Genomic DNA, 26740 nt, shown 5'->3' on the forward strand with positions numbered 1-26740 from the left:
AATAGGTATGAACAGACAGGAATTTCTTGAGTATTGTAATAAAAGAGTAGTATTTTTGGACGGAGCTACGGGGACGAACCTAATGAAGGTGGGAATGCCTGCAGGTGTATGCCCTGAAGCCTGGATCCTTGAACATAAAGATGTGATGCGTGATCTTCAGAAGGCTTATGTTGAGGCCGGCACGAATATTCTCTATGCCCCTACATTTACCGGAAATAGGATCAAGCTTGCGGACTATGGTCTTGGGGACAAAATTGAAGAGATTAACACAGAGCTTGTTAACCTCGCCAAGGAAGCGGCAGGAGATAAAGCGCTTGTTGCGGGAGACCTTACCATGACAGGCAGACAGTTAAGGCCTATAGGCGACCTTGATTTCGAAGAACTTATTTCCGTATACAAGGAGCAGATTCAGATCCTTGAAAAAGCGGGCTGCGACCTGCTTGTGGTTGAAACAATGATGAGCCTTCAGGAGTGCAGAGCGGCTCTGATCGCAGCCAAGGAGGTATCTGACCTTGCTGTAATGGTTACTCTTACCTTTGAAGGTGATGGCAGAACACTCTATGGGTCAGATGCGGCGGCAAGTGCAATAACACTTGAGGCACTGGGGGCGTGCGCCATTGGTGCTAACTGTTCAACAGGTCCTGACAAGATGGAAGAGATCATCAGGAATATGGCTGCTGTTACCACTGTTCCAATAATAGCCAAGCCCAATGCCGGACTTCCTTCCGTTAATCCTGACGGAACCACCGGATATGACATGGAAGCTGATACTTTCGCTGCAGAGATGAGAAGACTTATTAACGCAGGCGCATCTGTAATAGGTGGATGCTGCGGTACAACTCCCGAATACATCAAGGGGCTTAAGGCTGAGTACGGAGCTCTTGATCCTGCGGAAATAAGAGATAATGAGGGCAATCCTATTCCCAGAAGGATGGTGGGGAGAAGATATTTATCTTCTGAGAGAAGAAGCCTTTCCTTTGGAATGAATGATCCTTTTATGATCGTGGGAGAGAGAATCAACCCCACTGGCAAGAAGAAACTTCAGGCCCAGCTTCGTGAAGGCAATCTTGACATGGTCTGCGATTTTGCAGCCAGTCAGGAGAGTGAAGGAGCATCAATACTTGATATTAACGTAGGCATGAGCGGAATTGATGAGAAGGAAATGATGCTCAAGGTAATGGAAGAGGTTATGTCCATCACTGATCTGCCCCTGTGTATAGATACCAGTTCAGCAGAGGTTATGGAGGCCGCTCTTCGTATTTATCCCGGACGAGCACTTATGAATTCCATTTCGCTGGAGAAGGGTAAGGCTGAGACCTTCCTTCCTCTTGCCCAAAAATACGGCGCGATGTTTATTCTTTTACCACTTAATCCCGACGGACTACCAAAGGACGCAGCTGAGAAAATAGGTAACATCGAAGAGCTCTCCGGGATGGCCTACGACCTTGGAATGTGCAGAGAGGATATTGTGGTTGACGGTCTCGTCGCCACTGTTGGTGCGGAGCCTTCTGCAGCCATCAATACACTTGATACCATAGATTATTGTTACGATAACGGATTTGCCACTATCTGCGGACTCTCCAACATATCCTTCGGACTTCCGGAGAGAATGAGTGTTAATACAGCGTTCCTTACCATGGCTATAGACAGAGGTCTTACCATGGCCATAGCCAATCCTTCCCAGGAACTGCTGGTGAATGCAGCCTTTGCTTCCGACCTTCTTAAGAGAAAAGAAGGAGCTGACATCAGATACATCGAGAGAATGCAGCTTGTTGCAGAGAGAAATGCCCAGAAGGAAGCTGCTCTCAAGGAGCTTCAGGTAAAGGCGGGCAAGGACAGTACCTGGACAGGAGCCAGCCCTTCTACATCAGACAGTACCAAATCATCAGAAGCAACCGGTGCTGCAACTGAGAATGATGCTCTCGCAGTTATTAAAAAAGATGTTCTCACCGGTAATAAGAGAACGATCGTCAGAGATACAGAGAACGCTGTTAACAGCGGAATAGAGCCTAAGGTAATCCTTAATGACGTGCTGATGCCGGCCATTAACGAAGTAGGAGAGCTATTTGATAAGGGCAAATACTTCCTGCCACAGCTGATCTCAGGCGCAGAAGCAATGAAGATGTCCATAGGATATCTTGAACCTCTTCTTCAGAAGGATTCCGAAGGAGCACCCAAGCTCCCTACGGTTGTAATAGCAACGGTACACGGTGACATTCATGATATTGGTAAGAACCTTGTCGCTCTGATGCTTAAGAACTACGGCTTTAACGTAATTGATCTTGGCAAGGATGTTCCAAAGGAAGAAATCGTCAAGGCAGCAAAAGAGCACGACGCCAGCATTATCGCTCTGTCAGCGCTTATGACCACCACAATGAAGGAGATGAAAAATGTGGTGGAATATGCACATGAGAACAAAGTTAATGCTAAAATAGTAATAGGTGGTGCTGTTGTAACCAGAGATTATGCAATGGAAATCGGCGCTGACGGCTATTCATCCGACGCTGCAGATGCCGTAAGAGTGATAAAAAGTATTTTGAATATTGACTAAAATATAGAGCTTGCCAATACGGAGGATTTTTATGATAGGTGCAGAGGCTATTGTAAGATGTCTTGAAAAAGAGAAAACTGAAGTAATTTTCGGATATTCGGGAGTTGCCATTGATCCCTTCTGGAATCAGATGATAAACAGCAATATCAAAAGGGTTCTGGTTAGGACTGAGCAGAACGCTGCGCATCTTGCCAGCGGTTTTGCACGAATCAGTGGCAAGGTGGGCGTGTGCGCCGTAACTTCAGGCCCCGGTGCCACAAACCTTATAACCGGCATTGCAACAGCCTATGCGGACAGTATTCCTCTTGTTGCAATAACAGGACAGGTTAACAGCGACATGATTGGAAGTGATGTGTTCCAGGAGGCTGATATTACCGGTGCTGTAGAGTCTTTTGTTAAATACAGCTATCTTATAAGGGATGTCAATGATATTCCCAGAATCATCAAGGAGGCTTTTTACATTGCAGGAACCGGCAGAAAGGGGCCTGTACTTATTGATATTCCTTTCGATGTGCAGAACGCAGAGCTTACTGAGAAATTCAGCTATCCCGAGTCTATCTCCATGCGTAGCTACAAGCCCACAGTCAAGGGCAATATAGTTCAGATCAAAAAGGTTATCAAGGAAGTTGAAAATGCCAAACGCCCCATTATCTGCGTAGGAGGCGGCGTTCATTTAAGCCAGGCCACAGAAGAGATCAGAAAATTTGCAGAACTCAATCATGTTCCCGTAGTATCCACAATGATGGGAATCGGAGTAATGCCCTCTGAGCATCCTCTTTACTTCGGCATGGTGGGTAATAACGGTCAGCCCTATGCCAACAGGGCAATGAATGAATCGGATCTTCTGCTTATGGTTGGAGCCAGAGTTGCGGACAGGGCAGTGAACAGACCTGATCTTATAACAGAGAACAAGGTAATGGTTCACATAGATGTGGATCCCGCCGAGATTGGTAAAAATGTAGGACCCACAATTCCTCTTGTAGGAGATATCAAGCATATATTCCAGGATTTCCTTGAGCAGGACGATCACGCCGATGATCATGACGACTGGCTGGAACTGTTAAATGGCTACAAGAAGGAAATGGCTTCCTGCAGGATTCCAAGACAGGGTGATTATGTGGAACCCAAGGACTTTATCACAAGACTGTCCAATGCTATGGAAGATGATGCCATCTATGTTGCAGATGTAGGCCAGAATCAGATGTGGTCCTGTGCTTACCACCTTGTGAGAAACGGAAGATTCTTAACCTCAGGCGGAATGGGAACCATGGGCTATTCAATTCCCGCAGCCATGGGAGCCAAGCTGGCAGATAAGAAGAAACAGGTCGTTGCGGTTACCGGAGACGGAGCCTTCCAGATGTCCATGATGGAGCTTGCCACCATGAGACAGTATGGTATCAACATCAAGATAATCGTTATGAAGAACGGCTTCCTTGGAATGGTAAGAGAGCATCAGCATTATGCATATGACGACAATTATTCCATGGTAGAACTCAAGGGCGATCCTGATCTGTCACTTATAGCTGCCGCCTATGGAATGGGCTATATGAAGGTTAACGGCAACAGTGATATAGACGCAGAGCTTAAGGAGTTCTTTAAGGATGACGAGTCCTGCCTTATGGAAGTTAGAGTAGACCCTTTGGAACTTGTAAAATTCTGACATATCCGAAAGAGGAATGAGTATGAAGAGAATATATTCCGTTCTTGTAGAAAACAGAGCCGGTGTACTTTCCAAGGTAGCAGGCCTTTTCTCCAGAAGAAATTTCAATATTGATTCACTGGTTGTAGGTGAGACTGCGGATCACAGCGTATCCTGCATGACGATTGTTTCCTCCGGTGATGAGAGGACCATTGAGCAGATCGAGAAGCAGCTCAACAAAAAGATTGATGTCATCAAGGTCAAGACCTTCAAGGAGAGCATGAGTATCAACAGAGAGCTTATGCTTATGAAGGTTAAGTATAATAAGGAGAACCGACGTGATATCATGGAGAACTGCGAGATCATGCATGCTCAGATCGTGGACATGTCCAAGAACATGATGATCATCCAGATCTGCGATACCTCCGACCGCATTGAGCTTTTTATCGAGATGCTAAAGAGTGTAAGTATTGTTGAGATTGCCCGCACCGGAACGGTGGCTCTCACAAAATGTAAAGAACAGTAATAAAGGGGATTTGAAAAAAGTATGTTGTGGTTAAATAAAGTAAAAGGAAGCGCCAAGGAAGTTCTCAAAGAGCATCCTGTTTCTGTTTGTTGTTTTTTTTCTTGCTGCATTGTCTTATGGAATTCTTGATGAATTCTTTAGTCTCAGTATCTATTTTGGTAATGTCATAGCAAATTTTGCCAAGTTTTTATCCATATTATTATTTGTTATCACACCGGCTTTTTTGGTATGCGAGTGCAATTTTGCATATAAAAAGAGCATAGGTAAGATCTCATCCCTTAAGGAGATCAACAAGTCTTTTGTTTATATTATTGTCAGTCTGATCGGGCTTGCCATTTCCGGAATCTACGGTTGGATGGAGGTATATTTATCTGCTTATGATAAGACACTTCTCGGGTATTTTCCCGATTACTTTGAGCGTGTATTCTATGTCTATCTGGCTGTATGCGGTGTCAGTTCCTTTTTCTTTATGTACAAAAAGTCAGGGGAAGAATTTGAGAATTACCTGGTAAAAGCATTTCTCGGTGCAATGAAAACTTCTCTTGTTTATGGAGTCATGCTGCTTGGAATGCTGTGCATGATTTGGGTGTTTGAAGCTTTGTTTTTTAGAATTTATGTTGAGAGTTTTCTGGGGTGGCTGATCACCGGGGCTATTGCGTATCCCGCTTATATTATCGGCTTTTCCAGGTTTGAGGAGGATCTGTCCAAGTTTTCTAAAGTCTTTTTCGGATATGTGCTCACATCCCTTTTAGCGGTGGCATTTGTTATAGTTTATGCTTATATAGTTAAGATAATTGTCACATGGACGTTTCCCTCCAATCAGGTATATTCCATTATGGCTGCTCTTTTTGGCTGTGGACTGTTTATCTGGACGGCGGCTCAGGGCTTTACCGAAGGAAGATTTTATACGGCTCTCAGGGTCTTTCCATTTTTGTTTATACCTTTCATAGTGGTTCAGATCATGTGCATCAGTATGAGAGTATCACAGTACGGAATGACCATGAGCAGGTATCTGGGCATAATGCTTATCGTGTTCGAAGTATTATATGAGATTTATTATGCAGTATGTTTTTGTAGGAAAAAGGGGCTTGGAGGAGTTCTGTTTCCTGTGGTGCTTATCTTTGTTTTGGTCTTTTATCTTGTACCGGCGATTAATGTTTACTCTGTGGTTACAAGATCTCAGAAAAAGGTGCTGGAACAGTTTATGACGCAGGTAAATTCCGGTGGGGCTGTGACCAAGGAAATTGCCAACAGGGCCAAGTCTTCATACAATACGATCAAAGATGACTGCAGCGTAGAAGGTCAAAGGTATCTTGATAAGTATTATCGGACCTATAATTCGGATAAGATAATGGAGGCATTATCGGACTATGCAGATAAGTCCGGTTATGAAGCAGAAAACCAGCGTTATATTGATATTTGTGCAAAATATTATAGAGACATATATGATACTGAAGGGTACGCACACTTTTCGAATATTCACACAAGGGTGTATGAAGATATCGTTCCGAACAAAATTCCGCTTGAATCTTCTGCCTATGAACCGGTTCGCTTTGGTTATATAGACCTGTCCGATAAGATATCCCGGCTCGAGGAACTTGGCAAGATAGATGCGGATTCCGACAATCTTGCTGAGCTTGTTAAGGAGCCAATACAGCTTGAAAACGGTGTTTTATACATTGATAGTTTGACTATTCGCTATAACAGCAGCGATGACAGTGACATTGAACACGTCTATGTTGACGGACATTACTTATTCAACTGATTTCTGCTACGGATTTTTCAGTAAATATCCGAATTATTGTCTGAATATTTTCAGGATTTAATAGATTAAAAAGCCTTCTGACTGTATAATTGATATTGGGTTACTAATTATTCAATAAATCATATTTAAGGAGGTTTTTCTTTATGGCACGTTTTACACTACCAAGGGATATTTATCACGGAAAAGGAGCTCTTGAAGCCCTGAAGACTCTTGAGGGAAAGAAAGCCATCGTATGTGTTGGCGGAAGCTCCATGAAAAAAGGTGGATTCCTTCAGAAGGTAGAAGACTACCTTAAGGAAGCGGGTATGGAAGTTGAGTTGTTTGAGGGAATCGAGCCTGATCCTTCAGTTGAGACTGTTATGAAGGGCGCAGAGGCAATGCAGAAGTTCCAGCCTGACTGGATCGTTGCAATCGGCGGCGGATCACCCATCGATGCAGCCAAGGCTATGTGGATCAAGTACGAGTATCCTGAGACCACATTTGAGGATATGTGCAAGGTATTCGGACTTCCCAAGCTTCGTACCAAGGCTCATTTCTGCGCTATTCCTTCTACTTCGGGAACAGCTACCGAGGTTACAGCTTTCTCAATCATCACCGACTATGCAAAGGGAATCAAATATCCTATAGCTGATTTCGAGATCACTCCCGATGTGGCTATCGTAGACCCTGAGCTCACACATACAATGCCTGTCAAGCTGGTTGCTCATACCGGTATGGATGCCATCACACATGCCATTGAGGCTTATGTTTCAACAGCTAACTGTGATTACACTGACGGTCTTGCAATTCATGCGATCGAGATGATCCAGGCTAATCTGGTTAAATCCTATAAGGGAGACCTGGAGTCAAGAGACTTGATGCACAACGCACAGTGCCTTGCAGGAATGGCCTTCTCCAACGCACTCCTTGGAATTGTTCATTCAATGGCTCACAAGACAGGTGCTGCTTTTGCTGATAAGGGTGCTCATATCATCCACGGCGCAGCTAACGCTATGTACCTTCCTAAGGTTATCGCCTTCAATGCCAAGGACGAGACAGCCAAGAAGCGCTACGGTGTAATCGCTGATTACATGCATCTTGGCGGATCAAGCGATGACGAGAAGGTTAAGCTTCTTATCGAGTATCTCCGCAAGATGAATGATGACCTGAATATTCCTCACAGCATCAACAAGTACGGCGCAGACGGACTTCCTGCAGAGACAGGCTTCGTTGCTGAGGATGTATTCCTTGAGAGACTCCATGATATCGCAGCCAATGCTATTCTTGACGCCTGCACAGGATCCAATCCTCGTCAGCCCAGCCAGGAAGAGATGGAGAAGCTCCTTAAGTGCTGCTACTACGATACAGAGGTTGATTTCTGATCGTTTTGATTTAGGTTTAATGATTATAGGACCCGTCAGTTTCAGGACTGGCGGGTCTTTCTTCTAAAAGAGGTTTAGATATGGCTGTTTACAGACTTGATGACAACGATATATTTTTTCCCATGCCTGAGCTTGCCGATGACGACGGGCTTCTTGCCGTGGGCGGAGATCTGTCGGTGGAGAGACTGATCCTGGCCTACAGTAACGGCATTTTTCCCTGGTATGACAAGTCACCTATTTTGTGGTGGTGTCCCAAAGAGAGATTTATCATAAGACCTACCGAGATTCATGTATCCCATTCCATGCGGAAGTTTGCCCGTAAGCATAGTTTATCAGTCAAGTTAAACAGGGACTTCGCAGATACCATGCACAGATGCAGACTTAAACGTGAATTTGAGGAAGGAACCTGGATAAATGATGACATGGAGGCAGCATATAAGAGGCTTGCGGATAGAAATCTGGCCCTGGCAGTGGAAGCCTATATTGACGGCGAACTGGCGGGAGGACTGTATGGTGTAAGTCTTGGAAAATGCTTTTTTGGAGAGAGTATGTTCTCAGATATGGAGAACGGCTCCAAGATTGCCCTCATTTCGCTGGCACGGATTCTGGCAGAGCATGGCTATGTGATGATAGACTGCCAGTTCCATACGGATCATTTGGAGAGTATGGGCGGAGTGAGGATCAGCTATGAGGAGTATGTGAAGCTGTTGCATGAAGGAGGACTGTAGCAAGCTATACTTCAATGGTTTAAAGTGCAAAACAAAAAGTTGTTGACATGATTGTATACAGTGCTATAATTTAGAGTAATCAGTGCAAAATAATTTAAAAATCTACCGAATATATATCAATATAACGATAATTAACAAAACTAGAAATTAGCACTTTAAAGTGCTAAAGACGCAAGCGAACAAGTGCGATTCAGTAGATTTTGAGGAGAGTAAAATGCAGAAAAAAGTATTTCAGCTTCTGGTTGATAATACCTCCGGTGTTCTTTCCAGAATCTCAGGTCTGTTTTCCAGACGAGGATACAACATCGAGAGCATTACAGCGGGAGTTACGGCGGATCCTAGGTTCACCAGAATCACAATTGTGGCTTCGGGAGATGACATTATCCTGGATCAGATTGAGAAACAGGTTGCCAAGCTTGTGGATGTAAGAGATATACATGAGCTCCTTCCGGAGGATTCGGTCTACAGAGAGCTGGCGATGGTCAAGGTTAGGGCTGAGGCGGACAAGAGACAGTCAATCCTTGCAACTGCCAATATTTTCAGAGGCAACATCGTAGATGTCAGCCCCGATTCACTTATTATCGAGATCACCGGTAACCAGTCCAAGATAGACGCTTTTCTTAAGCTTCTTGAGGGCTATGAGATCTTAGAACTTGCCAGAACCGGTATTGCAGGTCTCGGAAGAGGTACAGACAAGGTAATCTACCTCGACGAATAACTTAGATGTTAATTTTGTTAGTTCAAAATTGATATATATAGCTTTTGCCAAAGACTATAGGAATATTAAGAAAAAAGATATGGAGGAAAACAAAATGTCACAGGATGCACGTATTTTTTACCAGGAAGATTGTAACTTATCACTCTTAGAGGGTAAGACTATTGCTATTATCGGTTATGGTTCACAGGGACATGCTCATGCACTTAACCTGAAGGATTCAGGCTGCAACGTTGTTATCGGTCTTTACGAGGGCTCCAAGAGCAAGGCTAAGGCTGAGGCTCAGGGACTCAAGGTTTACAATACAAAAGAGGCTGCCAAGATGGCAGATATCATCATGATCCTTATCAATGATGAGAAGCAGGCCAAGATGTACAAAGAGGACATCGAGCCCAACCTTCAGCCCGGCAACATGCTTATGTTCGCTCACGGCTTCAACGTACACTTCGGACTTATCAAGGCTCCCAAGGATGTTGACGTAGCTATGATCGCTCCTAAGGCTCCCGGACACACAGTTCGTTCCGAGTACCAGGCAGGTAAGGGAACTCCTTGTCTTGTAGCTGTTGAGCAGGATGCTACAGGTAAGGCACTTGATCTTGCCCTGGCTTATGGCGCAGGTATCGGCGGAGCAAGAGCAGGTATCCTTGAGACAACCTTCAGAACAGAGACAGAGACTGACCTCTTCGGTGAGCAGGCTGTTCTTTGCGGCGGTGTTTGCGCACTTATGCAGGCAGGCTTCGAGACTCTTGTTGAGGCAGGTTACGATCCCAGAAACGCATACTTCGAGTGCGTACATGAGATGAAGCTCATCGTAGACCTTATCTATCAGTCAGGTTTCGCAGGAATGAGATATTCAATCTCCAACACAGCTGAGTACGGTGATTACATCACAGGACCCAAGCTCGTTACAGAAGAGACCAAGAAGACAATGAAGAAGATCCTTTCCGACATCCAGGATGGAACCTTTGCAAAAGAGTTCCTTCTCGACATGTCAGAGGCAGGCGGACAGGTACACTTCCAGGCTATGAGAAAGCTTGCTGCTGAGCATCCCGCTGAGCAGGTTGGCGCTGAGATCCGTAAGCTCTATAGCTGGAACAACGAGTCAGATAAGCTTATCAACAACTGATAAGTATTTGAAAATATCTTCTAAGTAGAATAGAATTAATTAGAGTGTCATTATATCAATAGTATAGTGACACTCTATTTGTTTTTGAGGAGATTATGAAATGTCAGATTTTGGTTTTAAGGACTATAAGGTAAGCAGTGATAACGCGGAGAAAAGATGGTATGTTCCTGTGATCATGTTTACCAGTTCTTATGTGATGTACATTCTTGCTGTACTTCCTATCTTTATTTCCAGAGGATTACCCTTTTTCTATTACGGTGATTACAATATCCAGCAGGTTCCTTTCTATATCCTTGCTCACAGGGCGGTTAGAAGCGGTGAGTTTTTCTGGAACTGGAATGTGGACCTTGGCGGTACCATGTTCGGTGATTTCGCCTTTTATCTCTGGGGAAGTCCGTTCTTTTGGATCACAACGCTATTTCCCGAAACAGCAATCCCTTACCTGATGCCTTTTCTCATGGCTATGAAGTATGCATCTGCAGCGACCTGCGCATACCTCTACATCAGGCGATATGTAAGAAAATATACCAATGCCATGATTGGCGGCTACCTTTTTGCATTCTCCGGTTTTAATGCCTGCAATATAGTATTCAACCACTTTACTGATTCAGTGGCATTTTTCCCGCTGTTTCTTATGGCCTTTGAAGAGCTTATGGCTGTGGATGACAAGGGAGGACACTGCAGGTTCAGACTTTCCGGCAGGAAATTTATATTTTTTGTAATAATGACCATGTACATGTCCGTTGTTAACTATTATTTCTTCTTCGGACAGGTACTGTTTTTGCTGATCTATTTCTGCATCAGATACCTCAGGGGCAATAGTTTTGTTAATATCAGAAGGATGTTCTTAAGAGCTCTTTCCGGCGGCGTCCTTGGCGTTATGATCGCGGCATTTTTCCTGTTACAGGCCTTCGCAGGTGTTCAGGGCAATTCAAGACTTGATAATTTCATCACCGGCTACGACATGCTGATCTATCCCAGCGAGAAGCTTATCTGGGATATAATTAAGAGCGTTTCCATGCTTCCTGACATCATCGGCAAAGGCACACTTTTTTACACAGGAACTGTTAAGAATGCATCCCTTGCTGCGTATATTCCTCTGTTTGGAATATCGGGCGTAGTGGCATTTTTCCTTCTTAACAAGAAGAGACATTGGGAAAAGAGCATGCTGATCCTTTGTGCGGTCTTTGCTTTTATTCCTGTATTCAATGCATCTTTCTCTATGTTTAACAGCGCATATTATGCTAGATGGTACTATATGCCGATTCTTCTGATGTGTCTTATGACTGCGCAGGTTCTTGAGAGGGGCAAGTCTCCTCAGCTCAAGAAGGGCGCGCTGGTAGCGGTAGCTATGTTCCTGATATTTGTTGTGATATACCTTCTTCCTTCCAAGAACGATGACGGCAAGGTGGTATTTTTCAACATGTCCGATAACAACAAGATATTTGTAAGAGACATGATAGGTTCCGCTATCCTGAGTCTTCTTTTGATCGGAGTGGTATTTGCACTTCCCCGCAACAAGAAGCTCAAGAACATCGAAGGAATTGAGATAAAGAGACCTCTTATAAGACTCAGGGATAAAGTGATTCTCGGAGTTGTTATTGCCAGCTGCATTCTCTCAACCTTTATACCGATTAAGAACGGAAGCTCCATCATAAGCGATCGCGGCAAAGAGAAATGGCAGGAGCAGATGCTCTTTAACAAGGTGGATGTGGATCAAAGTCAGTTCTGCAGAGGAGAGGTTGACAGTACTTCAACCAACTACGATATGGTCTGGGGAGTGCCCTCGATACACTGTTTCCTCAGTACGGTTCCTTCGGAGATATTTGATTTCCTTAAAGGGAGCTGCGGAATAACAAGAACTGTTGAGACAAATATTCCTGTTACGAGAGCCGGCGCCAGAGCTCTTTTGTCAGCGAGATACTATTTTGAGAATGCAATAATCAGCAAAAACAGGGTATACAGTAACGGAGAGGGTACTGACGGCTACTATTTTGCTGATAACCAGGATGGTTTCGATATCTTTGAGAACCTGAACTTTATTCCCATGGGATTTACCTTTGAACATTACATAAGGGAGTCCGAGTGGGACAAACTTAAGGCTGCGGATTATGATTATGACCTGGTGAGGGTTCTTATCATTCCCGATGATGTAGCTGATGAATACAGCGGGAAGCTGGCTATGACCGAGCTTACTTCCGGGGATCTTAAGGCTGATGAACTTGATTATAACAGTTTTGCTAAGGAATGCAGTGACAGAGCGGCAACCTCCTGTCAGAGCTTTGAGACTGATACCTACGGCTTTACTGCCAGGACTTCAATGATAAAAGACAACACTCTTGTATTTTTCTCTGTTCCCTGTACAGAGGGATTTTCCTGTAAGGTGGACGGAGTTGAGACGCCTATAATAACAGCGGATTACGGTCTTATGGCAATCCCTGTGTCCGGCGGAATCCATGAGATCAGAGTTGATTACGAACCTGAAGGATTCAAGGCAGGATTGGGCATAAGCTTCTTTGGGATTTTAATTTTTGCAATATATATCGCAGCGGCAATAAAAAACATCAAGAAAAACGATTAAATTTGTTATGTTATAAATCTCTTTTTGCTATGTTATATTTACAGATAAATATTTGATATAAATTAAGGAGATAAGGTATGAGTGGAATGACTATGAGCCAGAAGATACTGGCAGCCCATGCAGGACTTGAGAAGGTCGAGGCAGGACAGCTTATAGAAGCTAATTTGGACCTGGTGCTTGGCAACGATATTACCAGTCCTGTTGCAATTAACGAGATGAAGAAGTTCAACAAAGAAGGGGTTTTTGACAAGGACAAGATTGCCCTTGTACCTGACCACTTTGTACCTAACAAGGATATTAAGTCTGCTGAGAACTGCAAGTGTGTAAGAGAGTTCGCTATGCGCAACAAGATCACCAACTATTTCGAAGTTGGTCAGATGGGTATCGAGCACGCTCTTTTACCTGAGCAGGGACTTACGGTGGCAGGAGATCTGATAATCGGAGCAGATTCCCATACCTGTACTTATGGCGCCCTTGGTGCTTTCTCCACCGGTATCGGATCCACTGATATGGCAGCCGGAATGGCAACAGGTAAGGCCTGGTTCAAGGTTCCTTCCGCCATCAGGTTCAACATTGTAGGTAAGCCCTCCAAATGGGTCAGCGGTAAAGATGTTATCCTTCATATAATCGGAATGATCGGTGTTGACGGAGCGCTTTATAAATCCATGGAATTCGTTGGAGAGGGCATTAAGAACCTTTCAATGGATGACAGATTCACCATTGCCAACATGGCTATCGAGGCCGGTGGCAAGAACGGCATTTTCCCTGTGGATGATGTGGCTAAGGCTTATATGAAGGAACATGCGCCTAATAGGGAATTCACTGTATATGAAGCAGATCCCGATGCGGTATATGATGAAGAGTACACCATTGACCTTAGTACACTTAAGTCAACGGTCGCATTCCCTCATCTTCCCGAGAATACGCATACCTTTGACAATATTGATGATATTAAGATTGACCAGGTTGTGATCGGATCCTGTACCAATGGACGTATCGATGATCTGAGAATCGCAGCTGAGGTTCTTACAGACCATCATGTGGCTGAGGGAGTCAGATGTATCATCATCCCTGCAACTCAGAAGATTTATTTACATGCTATGGAAGAGGGGCTTCTTAAGATCTTCATTGAGGCCGGCGCCATAGTTTCAACTCCTACATGCGGACCTTGCCTTGGAGGTTATATGGGCGTTCTGGCATCAGGAGAGAGATGCGTATCCACCACCAACAGAAACTTTGTTGGAAGAATGGGGGCCATTGATTCGGAGATCTACCTTGCATCCCCTGCGGTTGCAGCTGCCAGCGCAGTAACAGGTAAGGTTTCACAGCCTTCAGAGCTTGGATTGTGATTATGCTATATGCGTAGCAATTCGTATATCATATGGTGTCAAAAGGTACTTTTGACACCTACATCATAATAATAAGGAGATAAAAAATGAAAGCCGCCAAGGGAACAGTTTTTAAATATGGAGACAATGTAGATACAGATGTTATCATACCTGCAAGATATCTTAACAGCACGGAAGGGTCTGAGCTTGCCAAGCATTGCATGGAGGATATAGACAAGGAATTCGCCTCCAAGGTAAAAGAGGGAGACATCATCGTGGCAGACAAGAACTTCGGCTGCGGCTCCTCAAGAGAGCATGCACCTCTTGCTATCAAGTGCGCCGGAGTCAGCTGCGTAATCGCAAAGAGTTTCGCAAGAATCTTTTACAGAAATTCCATCAATATCGGGCTTCCCATTATTGAGTGCGAGGAGGCTGCCGATGCTATCAGCGCCGGCGATACAGTAAGCATTGATTTTGATACCGGAATCATCACTGATGAGACAACAGGCAAGAGTTTCAAGGGACAGGCTTTTCCGGAGTTCATGCAGAAGATCATCGACAGTGAAGGGCTTATCAATTACATAAACAAGAATTGATCAGCATATTCTAATGCGGTGGAGCAGATGGCTTCATCGCATTTTTTATTTTGTCAGACCGGTTCATTATAGCGACATTTGAGAATAAAACAACAAAATATGCGTAGTGTAGGCGTGAGTATTTATTTATCATAGATTTCGGAGAGCAAAAACAAGAAACTATATAAGTTTGGAGAGAGTTATGAATTTAAAAACAGCCTACGAACCCTATTTTAAGATCGGCGCAGCGATTTCCCGCTGGAACCTTCACACACCGGCTCATATGAAGCTTTTGACAGAGCAGTTTAACAGCTTTACCTGCGAGAATGATATGAAGCCCATGTTCTTTCTTGATACTGACAAGAACAAGGCAGAGCCTGATAAATACAATCTTGCTCCTGCGCTTACTTTCGAGAACGCAATACCTTATCTGGAATTTGCCAAGACAAATAATATCGCCATGAGAGGGCATACTCTTGCCTGGCACAACCAGACTCCGAAGTGGTTTTTCTGCGAGAACTACAATGAGATGTTCCCTTTTGCAGACCGGGAGACTATCCTTTCAAGACTTGAGAACTACATTCACGGAGTTCTTGATTTCGTACAGAATAATTACCCCGGAATAGTATATGCCTGGGATGTTTTCAATGAGATTGTGGATGAGGGCGATTTCAGGAAATCCCTGTGGCTTAGGACTGTGGGCGAAGACTTTTTTATCAAAGCCTTTGAATATGCCAGAAAATATGCAGCTCCCGGAGTGGATCTTTTTTACAATGACTACGAGACTTCGGAGCCTTGGAAAAGAGACTTCATCATTGAAAAAGTTCTTACACCTCTTAAAGAAAAAGGCTTTGTTGACGGAATGGGACTCCAGTCTCACCTGATGATGGATCACCCGGATCTTGATAATTATAAAAAGGCTCTTGAGATGTACGGCGCTCTGGGACTTAAGATCAATATCACCGAGCTTGATATGCACAACGCAGACCCGGGAGAAGAGTCTATGCACGCACTGGCTGAGAGATACAGGGCGTTCTTCGAGATCTATCTTGAAGCAAGGAAATCAGGCAAGGCCAATATTACCAGTGTTACCTTCTGGAACCTTCTTGATGAGAACAGCTGGCTCACCGGATTTAGAAGAGAGAAGAGCTATCCTCTTTTGTTCAGCGGCAAATGCGAGGCCAAAGAGGCTTATTACAGCGTTATTGAGGCTGCAACGGGAGAGAAGGCAGATAAATGGCAGCCTGATTATCCTGATGAAGACTACAATCTTCAGGGAATGGAAATGCCTAAGATCAAGAGATTTCGTAAAGATATCTGGGGTGAGGGTGAATATACTTACGCAGCATCTTATGGATTTACTCCTAATCTGATGGCATTTGTTCATAATGATGACGTCAAGCGCGACTGTCTGCTGGTGGTGCCCGGAGGAGGGTATTGCATGTGCACTCCTCATGAGGGTGAACTGCCTGCCATGGAGTTTTTTGACAGGGGTATGAACGTCTTTGTACTTACTTATACAACGGATATCACCATGTCAGTGCCTCTTAAGTCTCAGCCTATGAATGATGTTTCAAGAGCTGTGAGATATATCAGAAAAAATGGCTCGGAATATGGAATTGACGGCAAGAAGCTGTTTATAATGGGCTTTTCTGCAGGTGCTCATGTATGTGGAAGCCTCGCTGTTCATTATGAGGATATTGAGGATAAGAACCCGGAATACTCAGCTGTGTCAAACAGACCAGACGGAGTTATCCTGGCTTATCCCGTGATCACGACAGGAGAATATACTCATAAGGATTCGGTGAGAGCGCTTCTTGGTAATGAACCTACACAGGAAGAGCTGGATTATTTCTCATTGGAGAATCATGTCAGCGAGAATACACCTCCGTGCTTTATCTGGCAGACCCAGGAGGACAATCTGGTGCCTGTTGAGAACAGCTATCTCTTTGCTATGGCACTTAGGAAAAAGAATGTTCCTTTTGCTCACTATGTATTTCCAGTGGGCTTCCATGGACTTAGCGCTGCCAACAATGCATTTTTCAGAGGCTGGTCCGGCGGGGAGTTCTGCATGGAACAGACTATGAGGGCAGCCTTTTCGGTAAAGGATGGCAAAGGGGTGAACGTGTCAGAGCAAAGGAAGCAGGAGCTTATCGATCAGTTCTTTGGCGGCAATGAGATGCCAGCGATGGGGATTGATTTTAGCCTCAGAGATGATGTGGGCAAGTGGACTGATATGGCAGATGCCTGGATGAAGAGAATCTAAAGGCTTTTTCTATGTCCTTTTAAAAATGGAAGTTTTGTACTATTATAATATAGGTATATTAGGAACTGGAGAAAGTGTATGAATAATAGATTGTTCTGTGTTATCCCCTGCTATAACGAGCAGGAGGTTCTGCCGGAGACTTCAAAGAGATTAAAAGCAAAACTGTCATCCTTGATGGAACGGGGACTTATTTCAAAAGACAGCCGTGTCCTTCTTGTAAATGACGGTTCCAAAGATTCCACCTGGGAGATAATAGACAAACTTCATAAGTCTGATGAGCTTTTTCAAGGCATCAAATTGTCCAAGAACATGGGGCATCAGAATGCACTTCTTGCAGGGCTCATGGTTGCCAAGGATGTATGCGACATGGCGATTTCCATGGACTCAGATCTTCAGGATGATATAAATGCGATCGACGAGATGATACAGAAATATCATGAAGGTGCGGATATCGTATACGGCGTGCGCTCCAAGAGAGAGACGGATACTTTTTTCAAAAGAGCGACAGCAGAAGGATATTACAATGTAATGAACAGCCTTGGCGCGGGAACTGTGTACAATCACGCTGATTACAGGCTGATGAGCAGACGTGCGCTGGAGGCGCTTTCTGAATTCAGAGAAGTGAATCTGTTCCTTCGCGGCATTGTTCCCATGATCGGATTTAAGACAGAGAAGGTCTATTACGAGAGGGCTGAGCGATTTGCAGGCACCAGCAAATATCCGCTTAAGAAGATGCTGAGCTTTGCTGTTGAGGGAATCACCAGTCTTAGTACCAAACCTATTAAAATGATAACAGGTCTGGGATTCTTCATTTTCTTTGTGAGCATTGCAGTTCTGATTTACAGTCTTGTGAGACATTTTACAGGTCATACTATACCAGGTTGGACCACCACAGTGTTGTCAGTTTGGGCTATTGGAGGCCTGATCATGATTTCCCTGGGGGTTATCGGAGAATATGTAGGCAAGATATATCTTGAGACCAAGGGAAGACCCCGCTTTATCATCGAGGAATACATTGCGGATTCCAAGGATGAAGAGACCTACAGAAATACAAAATAATTAATATATGATTGGAGATTTTTTTAATGGCTAAGTCACCGGAAGAGTTTAAGAAGCAGATGGAGGACAACTTCAAGGTTGCACTCTCTGAGCATTCTCATGTTAAGAAGGTAATAGGTATTGTAAGTGGCAAAGGTGGTGTCGGCAAGAGTCTTGTCACCGGCCTTTCAGCTGTTGCAATGAATAATAAAGGCTACAAGACAGCTATCATGGACGCTGATATAACAGGTCCTTCTATTCCTAAGATGTTTGGAATTGGCAAACACAACTACGCAGATGAAACCGGTCTTATTCCCGCTGTCACTGAGAAGGGCATGAAGGTTATGTCTCTTAATATGCTTATGGACAACGAGACCGATCCCGTTGTATGGAGAGGCCCTGTCATCGCAGGCATTGTTAAGCAGTTCTGGTCAGATGTTAATTGGGGCGATGTGGACTTCATGTTCGTGGATATGCCTCCGGGAACCGGCGATGTGCCGCTTACCGTGTTCCAGTCACTTCCTGTTGACGGTATCATCGTGGTTTCAACACCTCAGGAACTTGTTGAAATGATCGTTGAGAAGGCCATTAACATGGCAAATATAATGAATATTCCTGTTCTCGGAATTGTTGAGAACATGAGTTATATGAATTGTCCTCACTGCAATGAGCCAATCTACGTATTTGGAAAGAGCAAGATTGAGAGCTATGCTGCTTCAAAGGGACTTGATATTCTGGGAAGGATTCCGCTTAATCCCGCTCTTGCGGAGAAATGCGATGCGGGAAAGGCCGAGGACATTGATGAAGACTATCTGGCCAGCCTTGCATATGTACTTGAGGGAATGATCCAAGAATAAATTCTTATAAAGGGAGAAGAGCTATGCGCCTTAAACCTGAGAAAAATCAAGTGACCTGGGGAATGACCGTTTTTTGTGTGGCAGTATGTATAATGCTTGCCTATTCCTTTATTTTTGAAAACAAGGACATGATGACGTCCTTGGGAAAAATAGCCAATTCTCTGTCAGGGATTATTTTCGGCCTTGTAATGGCATATGTTCTCATACCTCTTTTGGAGGGAATAGAAGAGAAGATCCTGATTCCTATTTATAGAAAAAGGGGAATAAAGGTATCGATTTACGGCTCTGAGGACAAAAAGAAAAGGAAGCAGATAAGGACAATCTCCGTTGTTCTTACTATGGGAATCTTTATTCTTATTGTGTATGGCCTTTTCAGGATCATCATTCCTCAGCTTATCAGCAGTATTCGAGAGATTGTATATAATCTCCCTGTATACATTAAGAATATTGATGAGTATTCCAATCTTTTGCTTGAGAACAATCCGGATCTTCAAAGGATCATTGATTCACAGCTGGATGCATATTACGCCAATTTAAGCAGCTTTCTTTCCAAGAAGCTTATGCCTCTTTTACCAAATGTGAATACCATTGTGAAGGTGGCATCCAAGAGCTTTTTCTCAGTGCTTGGTGTATTCATCGATATTATCGTAGGCTTCATCGTTGCAATCTATGTTCTTAATGCTAAAGAGAGATTCGCCACAATGGGTAAAAAGATGGCCTACGCCTTCTTGAAGGAAGAGTATGCCAATGAGCTCATCGGAGGCTTTAGATTTGTAAACAACACCTTCGCTGGTTTCGTTGGAGGCAAGCTTATAGATTCTCTTATTATCGGAATTATCTGCTATTTTGGTTGCAGGATACTGGGGATTTCTTATCCGGTGCTGATTTCCGTTATTGTAGGTGTCACAAATATTATTCCTTTCTTTGGACCTTACATCGGCGGAGCTGCGGGAGCATTGCTTCTTGTTTTGATAGATCCGATCAAGGCGCTGGTTTTCCTCATCTTTGTAATTGTACTTCAGCAGTTTGACGGCAATATTTTAGGCCCTCTTATTTTGGGCAATTCAACGGGACTGTCAAGTTTCTGGGTCATCTTTGCCATCACGCTCTTCGGAGGACTGTGGGGAATCATCGGACTGTTTGTGGGAGTACCTGTTTTTGCGGTATTCTATGCTCTTGTGGCAAGGATAACCAACATGTATCTGACTAAGCGTAACCTTAGTACGGAGACTACGGACTATGACGATCTGGCATATATTGAGAACGGAGAGTTCAAGTCTCTTGGCGATTCGGAGAATTCCAAATACAACGCAGGCAAAGAGCCTGACACCTTTGAGAGAATCTTCAAAATGAAGGGAAAGAAACGCAAATCCCAAACGAACAAAACTGAAGGCAAGTAATCTTTCGGATATGACTTGACTGCATGAAATAAAGGATTATAATGTAATTTATTAGTGCTTTGACGTGCTAAAGTTAGATAGAAAGGGTGAGGAGTTTATGAGTAAAAAGAATTTAGACTGGGCAAATATTGGTTTTAGTTACATGGTTGCCGACTACAGATATGTTTCAAATTATAAGGACGGCAAGTGGGATGATGGCGTCATTACCAAGGATTCCACCGTTACTTTGAGCGAGGATGCCGGTGTTCTTCATTATGCACAGGAGTGCTTCGAGGGACTTAAGGCTTATGAGACAGAGGATGGCAAGATTGTAACCTTCAGACCTGACCTCAATGCCAAGAGAATGGTTGACTCAGCTAAGAGACTTGAGATGCCTCCTTTCCCTGAGGATAGATTTATCAAGGCTGTAGAGGAAGTTGTTGCAGCTAACAAGGACTGGGTTCCTCCTTACGGATCCGGTGCAACTCTGTACATCAGACCGGTTATGTTTGCTACCGGCAATGTAATTGGTGTTAAGCCTGCGGATGAATATCAGTTCAGAATCTTTGTTACACCTGTAGGACCTTACTTCAAGGGTGGTGCTAAGCCTATCGTTGTTAAGATAAGTGATTTCGACCGAGCAGCACCGCACGGAACAGGTAATATCAAGGCCGGTCTTAACTACGCTATGAGTCTTCATGCAATCGTAACCGCACATGATGAAGGGTTCGCCGAGAATGTATATCTTGATGCTGAGTCAAGAACTTACATCGAGGAGACAGGCGGAGCTAACATTATCTTCGTTACCAAGGAAGGCGGACTGGTAGTTCCTCAGTCTCACACAGATTCAATCCTTCCTTCTATAACCAGAAGATCAATTGTACAGGTTGCAAGAGATATCCTTAAGCTGAATGTTGAGGAGAGACCTGTTAAACTTTCAGAAGTTCCTGACTTCGTTGAAATGGGACTTTGCGGAACAGCAGCTGTTATCAGTCCTGTAGGCAAGATCAACGATCATGGCAAGGAGATCGCTTTTGCCAGCGGTATGGATGACATGGGACCTGTTATCAAGAAGCTCTACGATACTCTGACAGGTATTCAGATGGGTACTGTTGAGGCTCCCGAAGGCTGGATTCACACTATCGGTTAATAAGTTTACATTGTATTTAGAGGCTATCTGCCGGGCGGCAGGTAGCCTTATTTATTTCTTTTTGGTATTAAAATGAGAATTATGACTCTTTAATATGCAATACTAAGTATATATATCCATATAGCGTGCACATATAATCTTATTATCAGTTAGATAACTGAATCATATAGATCAAGGTATTGAAAGGAGAAAAGAGTATGAATATCACATTGGAAGCAGTAGAAAAGGTAATGGAGCAGACAGGCGTTGAGTACAAGACAGCCAAGGAAGCTCTCCTTAAGACAGACGGCAACGTTGATGAGGCAATCAAGCTTCTGTGTCCCGATACAATCGACATCGGAGAGGAAGCAAAGGCCGCTGTTGAAAAGCTCAAAAAGAGAGTAAAGGAAGGAAACGTTGACAGGATTCAGATCCGCAAGGATGATCAGATCGTATTTAGTGTTCCTGTCAACGTTGGTATTATCGGTGGTATCATTGGTTTTGCCACAATTCCATGGGCACTCATCGCCGGCAGCGTAGCAGCTTTCGGACTTGGATGCAAGCTGGAGGTTGTCAAGAAAGATGGATCTACCGATGAAATCGTATAACTTCTAAGTAGTCCGGGAGGTGGATATTTCTTATATCCACCTCCTCTTTTTGTGGTAAAATAGTAGAGGCTTTATAGGGGAGGAATATGATTTGATTGCTTATGTAAATGGAATTTTGGAGAGTATTGAGGAGGGGAATGCCGTAGTTGATGTTAACGGCATTGGTTACAATGTAAATATCTCCGGCTCAACTATGGACAGAATGCCCGGTATAGGAGAATCGGTGAAGCTCTATACATATACAAATGTTAAGGAAGATGCTTTTACCTTATTCGGATTTCTGTCAAAGGATGAGCTTAATCTTTTTAAACTTCTCATCACAGTTAACGGAATCGGACCCAAAGGCGGTCTGGCAATTCTCTCGGTGATGTCTCCCGATGATCTCAGATTTGCAATTATAGCAGGGGACAGCAAGTCCCTTTCCAAGGCTCCCGGAATCGGCAAGAAGACTGCGGAGCGTATTACTCTTGAACTTCGCGACAAGATTAAGGCTACTGAGGATACGATGCTTGGCGGAGCCGGAATTTCCATGGACAACGCTCTTGGTGATACTGATTCTTCCAAGTCAGAGGCTGTTGCTGCTTTGGTTGCTCTCGGCTACAATTCTGCTGATGCCATGAAGGCGGTGAGGAAGGTAGTTTCCGCCAATCCTTCGGCAGCGGAGGATACAGAGCTGCTTCTTAAGCTTGCACTGAAAGAGATGTTCTAAATACTGATGTGGTGGTAAATGTATGGAGAAAAGAAAGATAAACACAACGGCTCGTAGCGTCGATACTCAGGAAAACGCTGAGGATTCCAGAATTGAGGGATCGCTTCGCCCCAAGAGCCTTTCAAATTATATAGGACAGAAAAAGATCAAGGAGAGTCTCAAGATCTATATCGAGGCAGCCAAGCAAAGAGGAGACAGTCTGGATCACCTCCTTTTTTACGGACCGCCCGGACTTGGTAAGACAACTCTTGCAGGTATAATTGCCAATGAGATGGGGGTTAATATCAAGATAACCAGCGGACCGGCTATTGAGAAACCGGGAGATATGGCGGCTATTCTCAATAACCTTCAGGAGGGAGATGTCCTTTTTGTAGATGAGATACATCGCCTGAACAGACAGGTTGAAGAGGTTCTGTATCCCGCAATGGAGGACTTTGCCATTGATATCATGATAGGCAAGGGACCAACTGCCAGATCTATCAGGCTTGATCTTCCAAGATTTACATTGATAGGTGCTACGACAAGAGCAGGTATGCTGTCTGCACCTCTTCGCGACAGGTTCGGAATGATCCACAGAATGGAGTACTATGATACTGATGAACTGTGTGAGATCATCCTTCAGTCAGCCAAGGTACTTGATGTGGAAGTGGATGAACAGGGCGCAGTTGAAATGGCCAAGAGAAGCCGTGGAACGCCCAGGCTTGCCAACAGGATCTTAAAGAGAGTAAGGGATTTTGCCCAGGTTAAATATGACGGCAGAATAACAGAAGATGTTGCTGTTACGGCACTTGACCTTATGGATGTCGACAAGATGGGACTTGATCACACTGACAGGAACCTTCTGATGACAATGATAGGTAAGTTCGGTGGAGGACCGGTTGGACTTGATACTTTGGCGGCAGCCATCGGAGAGGACTCGGGTACCATTGAGGATGTCTATGAACCCTATCTTATCAAGAACGGTTTCATAAACAGAACCCCCAGGGGCCGCGTGGTTACTATGGATGCCTATCGGCATTTAGGACTTGAAATGCCCGTTGAGGGAGATATATAATCAAATAAATAAACTATATTGGGGGAATATTATGGCTTCTAAAACAGATACCGAAGTAATCATCGGCGGCAAAGTATTTACTTTAAGCGGATATGAGAGCGAGGAATACCTTCAGAAGGTTGCATCCTATATCAATAACAAGATCGCAGAATACAACAAGATCGATGGTTTTAAGAGACAGCCCATTGATACTCAGAATGTTCTTCTTCAGCTCAATATTGCAGACGATTACTTTAAGGCCAAGAAGCAGATAGAGATCATGGAAGAGCAGCTCTCCGAGAAGGAGAAGGAACTCTATGATATCAAACATGAACTTATAGCAACCCAGATGAAGTTTGAGAACAGTGAAAAGAATGCCAAGAGCCTTCAGACCAAGCTCGATGAGTCCTCCAAGAAGATCATTCAGCTTGAGGCACAGGCCAAGGGCACTAAGAAATAATTATTAAGAGGCTGCATGTTCAGCCTCTTTTTTTGAAGCAATACGTGGTGATTTATGAAGAGAGTGGAATTATTATCTCCTGCCGGTAATTATGAGACCATGGTAGGGGCATTTAACGCAGGTGCGGATGCGGTATATCTTGGCGGAAGCAAGTTCGGAGCAAGGGCCTATGCAGACAATTTTGACAGGGACCAGGTTCTGGATGCCATTGGTTATGCCCATATCAATGGTAAAAAAATCTATATGACCGTTAACACCCTGGTTAAAGAGAGGGAGTTCGGTGAACTGTATGGTTTTATGCTCCCTTTCGCAGAGAAGAAGCTGGACGGTGTCATTGTTCAGGACTACGGTGTTATGAGGTTCATACGACAGGAATTTCCCGGTATTGAGCTTCATGCCAGCACGCAGCAGACAGTTACCGGTGTGTATGGAGCCAAACTCCTTAAGGAACTTGGCTGCTGCAGAGTCGTTCCGGCGAGGGAACTGAGTCTTGAGGAGATGAAACGGATCAGGACCGAAGCGGATATTGAAGTTGAGGCTTTTATCCACGGTGCTATGTGCTATTGCTATTCAGGAGTGTGCCTATTCAGCAGTATGGTAGGCGGAAGGAGTGGTAATCGCGGAAGATGTGCCCAGCCTTGCAGACTCCCTTACCGGTTATCAGGTGACAGATCCGGCAAGGAGCAGTATCCCTTAAGTCTTAAGGATATGTGTACCGTTGACATGATTCCTGAGCTTATAGAGGCAGGTATAGATTCCTTCAAGATTGAAGGAAGAATGAAAAAGCCTGAGTATTCTGCAGGAGTAACTTCCCTTTACAGGAAATATATAGATCTTTATTACAGGGAACCGGACAAAAAACATGATATTTCCAGGGAAGACATGGATATTCTTAAGTCTCTTTATCTCAGAACCGGAATAAGCCAGGGCTATTACTACAAGCATAACGGCAAAGATATGGTGACTATAGATTCTCCTGCCTATAACGGAACCTCTGACAAGGTTCTGGCAGAGGTCAAAGACAGATTTTTGGATCATGAGCTTAAGATTAAATGTGATATCGATTGTCAGCTTACTCTTGCAGAGGAAGCTGTTATCTCTATGTCCGCTTATGTTGGTGACCAAATCCTGCATGAGACTGTACGTGGCAAAAAAGTCGAAGCAGCGTCCAAGCGCCCCATGGATAAGGACAGTGTGCTCAAACAGCTCTCAAGACTTGGAAATACTCCTTTTGAAGCAGAGAATATCAATGTTAATATTGATGACGGCGGAAGCGGAACCGGGATTTTTGTACCTGTAAGTGAGCTTAATGAACTTAGAAGAGAGCTGTGTGAGAAAATGCAGGCCGCTATAGAAGGCATGGCAAGTTCAAGTGTAACATCCGCAGTAGAATCCGGCATTAAGACCGGGGATAGAATTGAGGATATCTACGCTGATACTGAAGTACAGCCGGGGATTCTCGATGTACTTGTTACAAATGCGAAGCAGCTTAAGACTATCGCCAAAATCTATGATAAAGCGGATTATAAGGTTCCCGGAAGAATATATGTTGATAGCAACATATTCTTTTCTTCAATGGATGAAACCGGCGATATTATTAGGAAGATAAAGGAGGCAGTGGCTGAAACTGAAGTAATCCTCGCACTTCCTTTTGTTACAAGGCATGAAGACCTGGATGCCACGCAGGATCTGGATCTTGTTGCCGATAGTTTTGTGAAATATGGCTTTGACGGAGTTTTGATAAGGAATCTCGAACAGCTGGGATTTTTCAAACAGAGAGGTTTTACCGGCAAAGTGATTCTTGACTATGGAATGTACAACTGGAATGCTGAGGCGGTTAAGCTCCTTCTTGAGTGTAACAGCGGTTTCCAAGGTGGTTTCAATGTTTCGGAGATTTCGATTCCTCTGGAACTTACCATTCATGAGACCAAAGAGCTGGTTAAGGAAATAAGGAAAAACACCAGGATTCCGGTTTCTTACTGCGTTTACGGCAAAGTACCCATGATGGTCAGTGCAGGTTGTGTCAGGAAGACCATGGATAATTGCTCCGGAGGGCTTCACAAACACCATTCCGAGACTATTGGTATCACCGACAGAATGGATAACGAGCTTGTGATCACCACCAACTGCCGCAATTGCTATAATGTTATCTGGAATGCGCATCCGACGGCGCTTCACAAGAAGTATGAGAATATTGTGGAATTGGGGATTTTTAATCGTCTGAGAATAGATTTTACAACGGAGGATGCTGAGACTGCAGAAGCTGTGTATGAAGCATTTGCAAAAGATATGCCCGCAAAGGCAGATATCTTTGATAAGATCAGCTATACCACAGGACACTATAAACGGGGAGTAGAGTAATTCTA

At 44.1% G+C, this 26740-nt stretch carries 21 protein-coding genes; all 21 read left to right on the plus strand.

Translation table 11 applies throughout. The features are described from left to right. Positions 1-7 precede the first annotated feature (7 nt). Positions 8-2551, plus strand: coding sequence for a homocysteine S-methyltransferase family protein (locus NXH67_RS10505; protein ID WP_272797353.1), 2544 nt, complete (start codon positions 8-10; stop codon positions 2549-2551). Between the two features lie 31 nt (positions 2552-2582). After that, positions 2583-4211, plus strand: coding sequence for a biosynthetic-type acetolactate synthase large subunit (gene ilvB / locus NXH67_RS10510; RefSeq protein WP_272797354.1), 1629 nt, complete (start codon positions 2583-2585; stop codon positions 4209-4211). Between the two features lie 22 nt (positions 4212-4233). Next, positions 4234-4716, plus strand: a complete 483-nt coding sequence (gene ilvN, locus NXH67_RS10515) for an acetolactate synthase small subunit (protein WP_022776756.1) — start codon at positions 4234-4236, stop codon at positions 4714-4716. A gap of 109 nt (positions 4717-4825) precedes the next feature. Continuing rightward, positions 4826-6481 carry a DUF4153 domain-containing protein gene (locus NXH67_RS10520; protein ID WP_272797355.1) on the plus strand — a complete coding sequence of 552 codons (1656 nt, stop codon included), beginning with the start codon at positions 4826-4828 and terminating at the stop codon, positions 6479-6481. A gap of 143 nt (positions 6482-6624) precedes the next feature. Continuing rightward, the gene (locus NXH67_RS10525) at positions 6625-7842 is read left to right on the plus strand and encodes an iron-containing alcohol dehydrogenase (RefSeq protein ID WP_272797356.1); all 1218 of its coding nucleotides are present in this window, start codon (positions 6625-6627) and stop codon (positions 7840-7842) included. An 80-nt stretch (positions 7843-7922) separates the two neighbouring features. Further along, a complete protein-coding gene (aat, locus tag NXH67_RS10530; protein WP_022776753.1) occupies positions 7923-8570 on the plus strand; it encodes a leucyl/phenylalanyl-tRNA--protein transferase in 648 nt (215 codons plus the stop codon). A 214-nt stretch (positions 8571-8784) separates the two neighbouring features. Next, positions 8785-9288: an acetolactate synthase small subunit gene (ilvN, locus tag NXH67_RS10535; RefSeq protein WP_022776752.1), complete on the plus strand. Its 504-nt coding sequence runs from the start codon at positions 8785-8787 to the stop codon at positions 9286-9288. A gap of 94 nt (positions 9289-9382) precedes the next feature. Beyond that, positions 9383-10411, plus strand: a complete 1029-nt coding sequence (gene ilvC, locus NXH67_RS10540; protein WP_022776751.1) for a ketol-acid reductoisomerase — start codon at positions 9383-9385, stop codon at positions 10409-10411. A 100-nt stretch (positions 10412-10511) separates the two neighbouring features. Continuing rightward, positions 10512-12992, plus strand: coding sequence for a YfhO family protein (locus tag NXH67_RS10545; RefSeq protein ID WP_272797357.1), 2481 nt, complete (start codon positions 10512-10514; stop codon positions 12990-12992). Positions 12993-13069: 77 nt separating this feature from the next. After that, positions 13070-14341, plus strand: a complete 1272-nt coding sequence (leuC, locus tag NXH67_RS10550) for a 3-isopropylmalate dehydratase large subunit (RefSeq protein ID WP_022776749.1) — start codon at positions 13070-13072, stop codon at positions 14339-14341. An 86-nt stretch (positions 14342-14427) separates the two neighbouring features. Then, positions 14428-14916 carry a 3-isopropylmalate dehydratase small subunit gene (gene leuD, locus NXH67_RS10555; RefSeq protein WP_022776748.1) on the plus strand — a complete coding sequence of 163 codons (489 nt, stop codon included), beginning with the start codon at positions 14428-14430 and terminating at the stop codon, positions 14914-14916. Positions 14917-15097: 181 nt separating this feature from the next. Then, positions 15098-17161, plus strand: a complete 2064-nt coding sequence (locus NXH67_RS10560; RefSeq protein WP_272797358.1) for an endo-1,4-beta-xylanase — start codon at positions 15098-15100, stop codon at positions 17159-17161. Positions 17162-17239: 78 nt separating this feature from the next. Beyond that, positions 17240-18220 carry a glycosyltransferase family 2 protein gene (locus NXH67_RS10565; protein ID WP_272797359.1) on the plus strand — a complete coding sequence of 327 codons (981 nt, stop codon included), beginning with the start codon at positions 17240-17242 and terminating at the stop codon, positions 18218-18220. A gap of 26 nt (positions 18221-18246) precedes the next feature. Further along, positions 18247-19056: an Mrp/NBP35 family ATP-binding protein gene (locus tag NXH67_RS10570; protein WP_272797360.1), complete on the plus strand. Its 810-nt coding sequence runs from the start codon at positions 18247-18249 to the stop codon at positions 19054-19056. 77 nt (positions 19057-19133) lie between these two features. Further along, positions 19134-20456 (plus strand): AI-2E family transporter, encoded by a 1323-nt coding sequence (locus tag NXH67_RS10575; protein WP_272797361.1) that lies wholly within the window; start codon positions 19134-19136, stop codon positions 20454-20456. Positions 20457-20553: 97 nt separating this feature from the next. Next, a complete protein-coding gene (locus tag NXH67_RS10580) occupies positions 20554-21585 on the plus strand; it encodes a branched-chain amino acid aminotransferase (protein ID WP_022776743.1) in 1032 nt (343 codons plus the stop codon). 197 nt (positions 21586-21782) lie between these two features. Then, complete coding sequence (locus tag NXH67_RS10585) at positions 21783-22172, plus strand: DUF4342 domain-containing protein (protein ID WP_022776742.1); 390 nt, start codon at positions 21783-21785, stop codon at positions 22170-22172. A 91-nt stretch (positions 22173-22263) separates the two neighbouring features. After that, positions 22264-22881 carry a Holliday junction branch migration protein RuvA gene (gene ruvA, locus NXH67_RS10590; protein ID WP_022776741.1) on the plus strand — a complete coding sequence of 206 codons (618 nt, stop codon included), beginning with the start codon at positions 22264-22266 and terminating at the stop codon, positions 22879-22881. 22 nt (positions 22882-22903) lie between these two features. Next, positions 22904-23935 carry a Holliday junction branch migration DNA helicase RuvB gene (gene ruvB / locus NXH67_RS10595; RefSeq protein ID WP_022776740.1) on the plus strand — a complete coding sequence of 344 codons (1032 nt, stop codon included), beginning with the start codon at positions 22904-22906 and terminating at the stop codon, positions 23933-23935. Between the two features lie 31 nt (positions 23936-23966). Next, the gene (locus NXH67_RS10600; protein ID WP_022776739.1) at positions 23967-24374 is read left to right on the plus strand and encodes a cell division protein ZapA; all 408 of its coding nucleotides are present in this window, start codon (positions 23967-23969) and stop codon (positions 24372-24374) included. 54 nt (positions 24375-24428) lie between these two features. Continuing rightward, complete coding sequence (locus NXH67_RS10605) at positions 24429-26735, plus strand: U32 family peptidase (protein WP_272797362.1); 2307 nt, start codon at positions 24429-24431, stop codon at positions 26733-26735. The last annotated feature ends 5 nt before the right edge of the window (positions 26736-26740 follow it).

It is taken from the genome of Butyrivibrio sp. DSM 10294 (assembly GCF_028539135.1).
Taxonomy (GTDB): Bacteria; Bacillota; Clostridia; order Lachnospirales; family Lachnospiraceae; genus Butyrivibrio.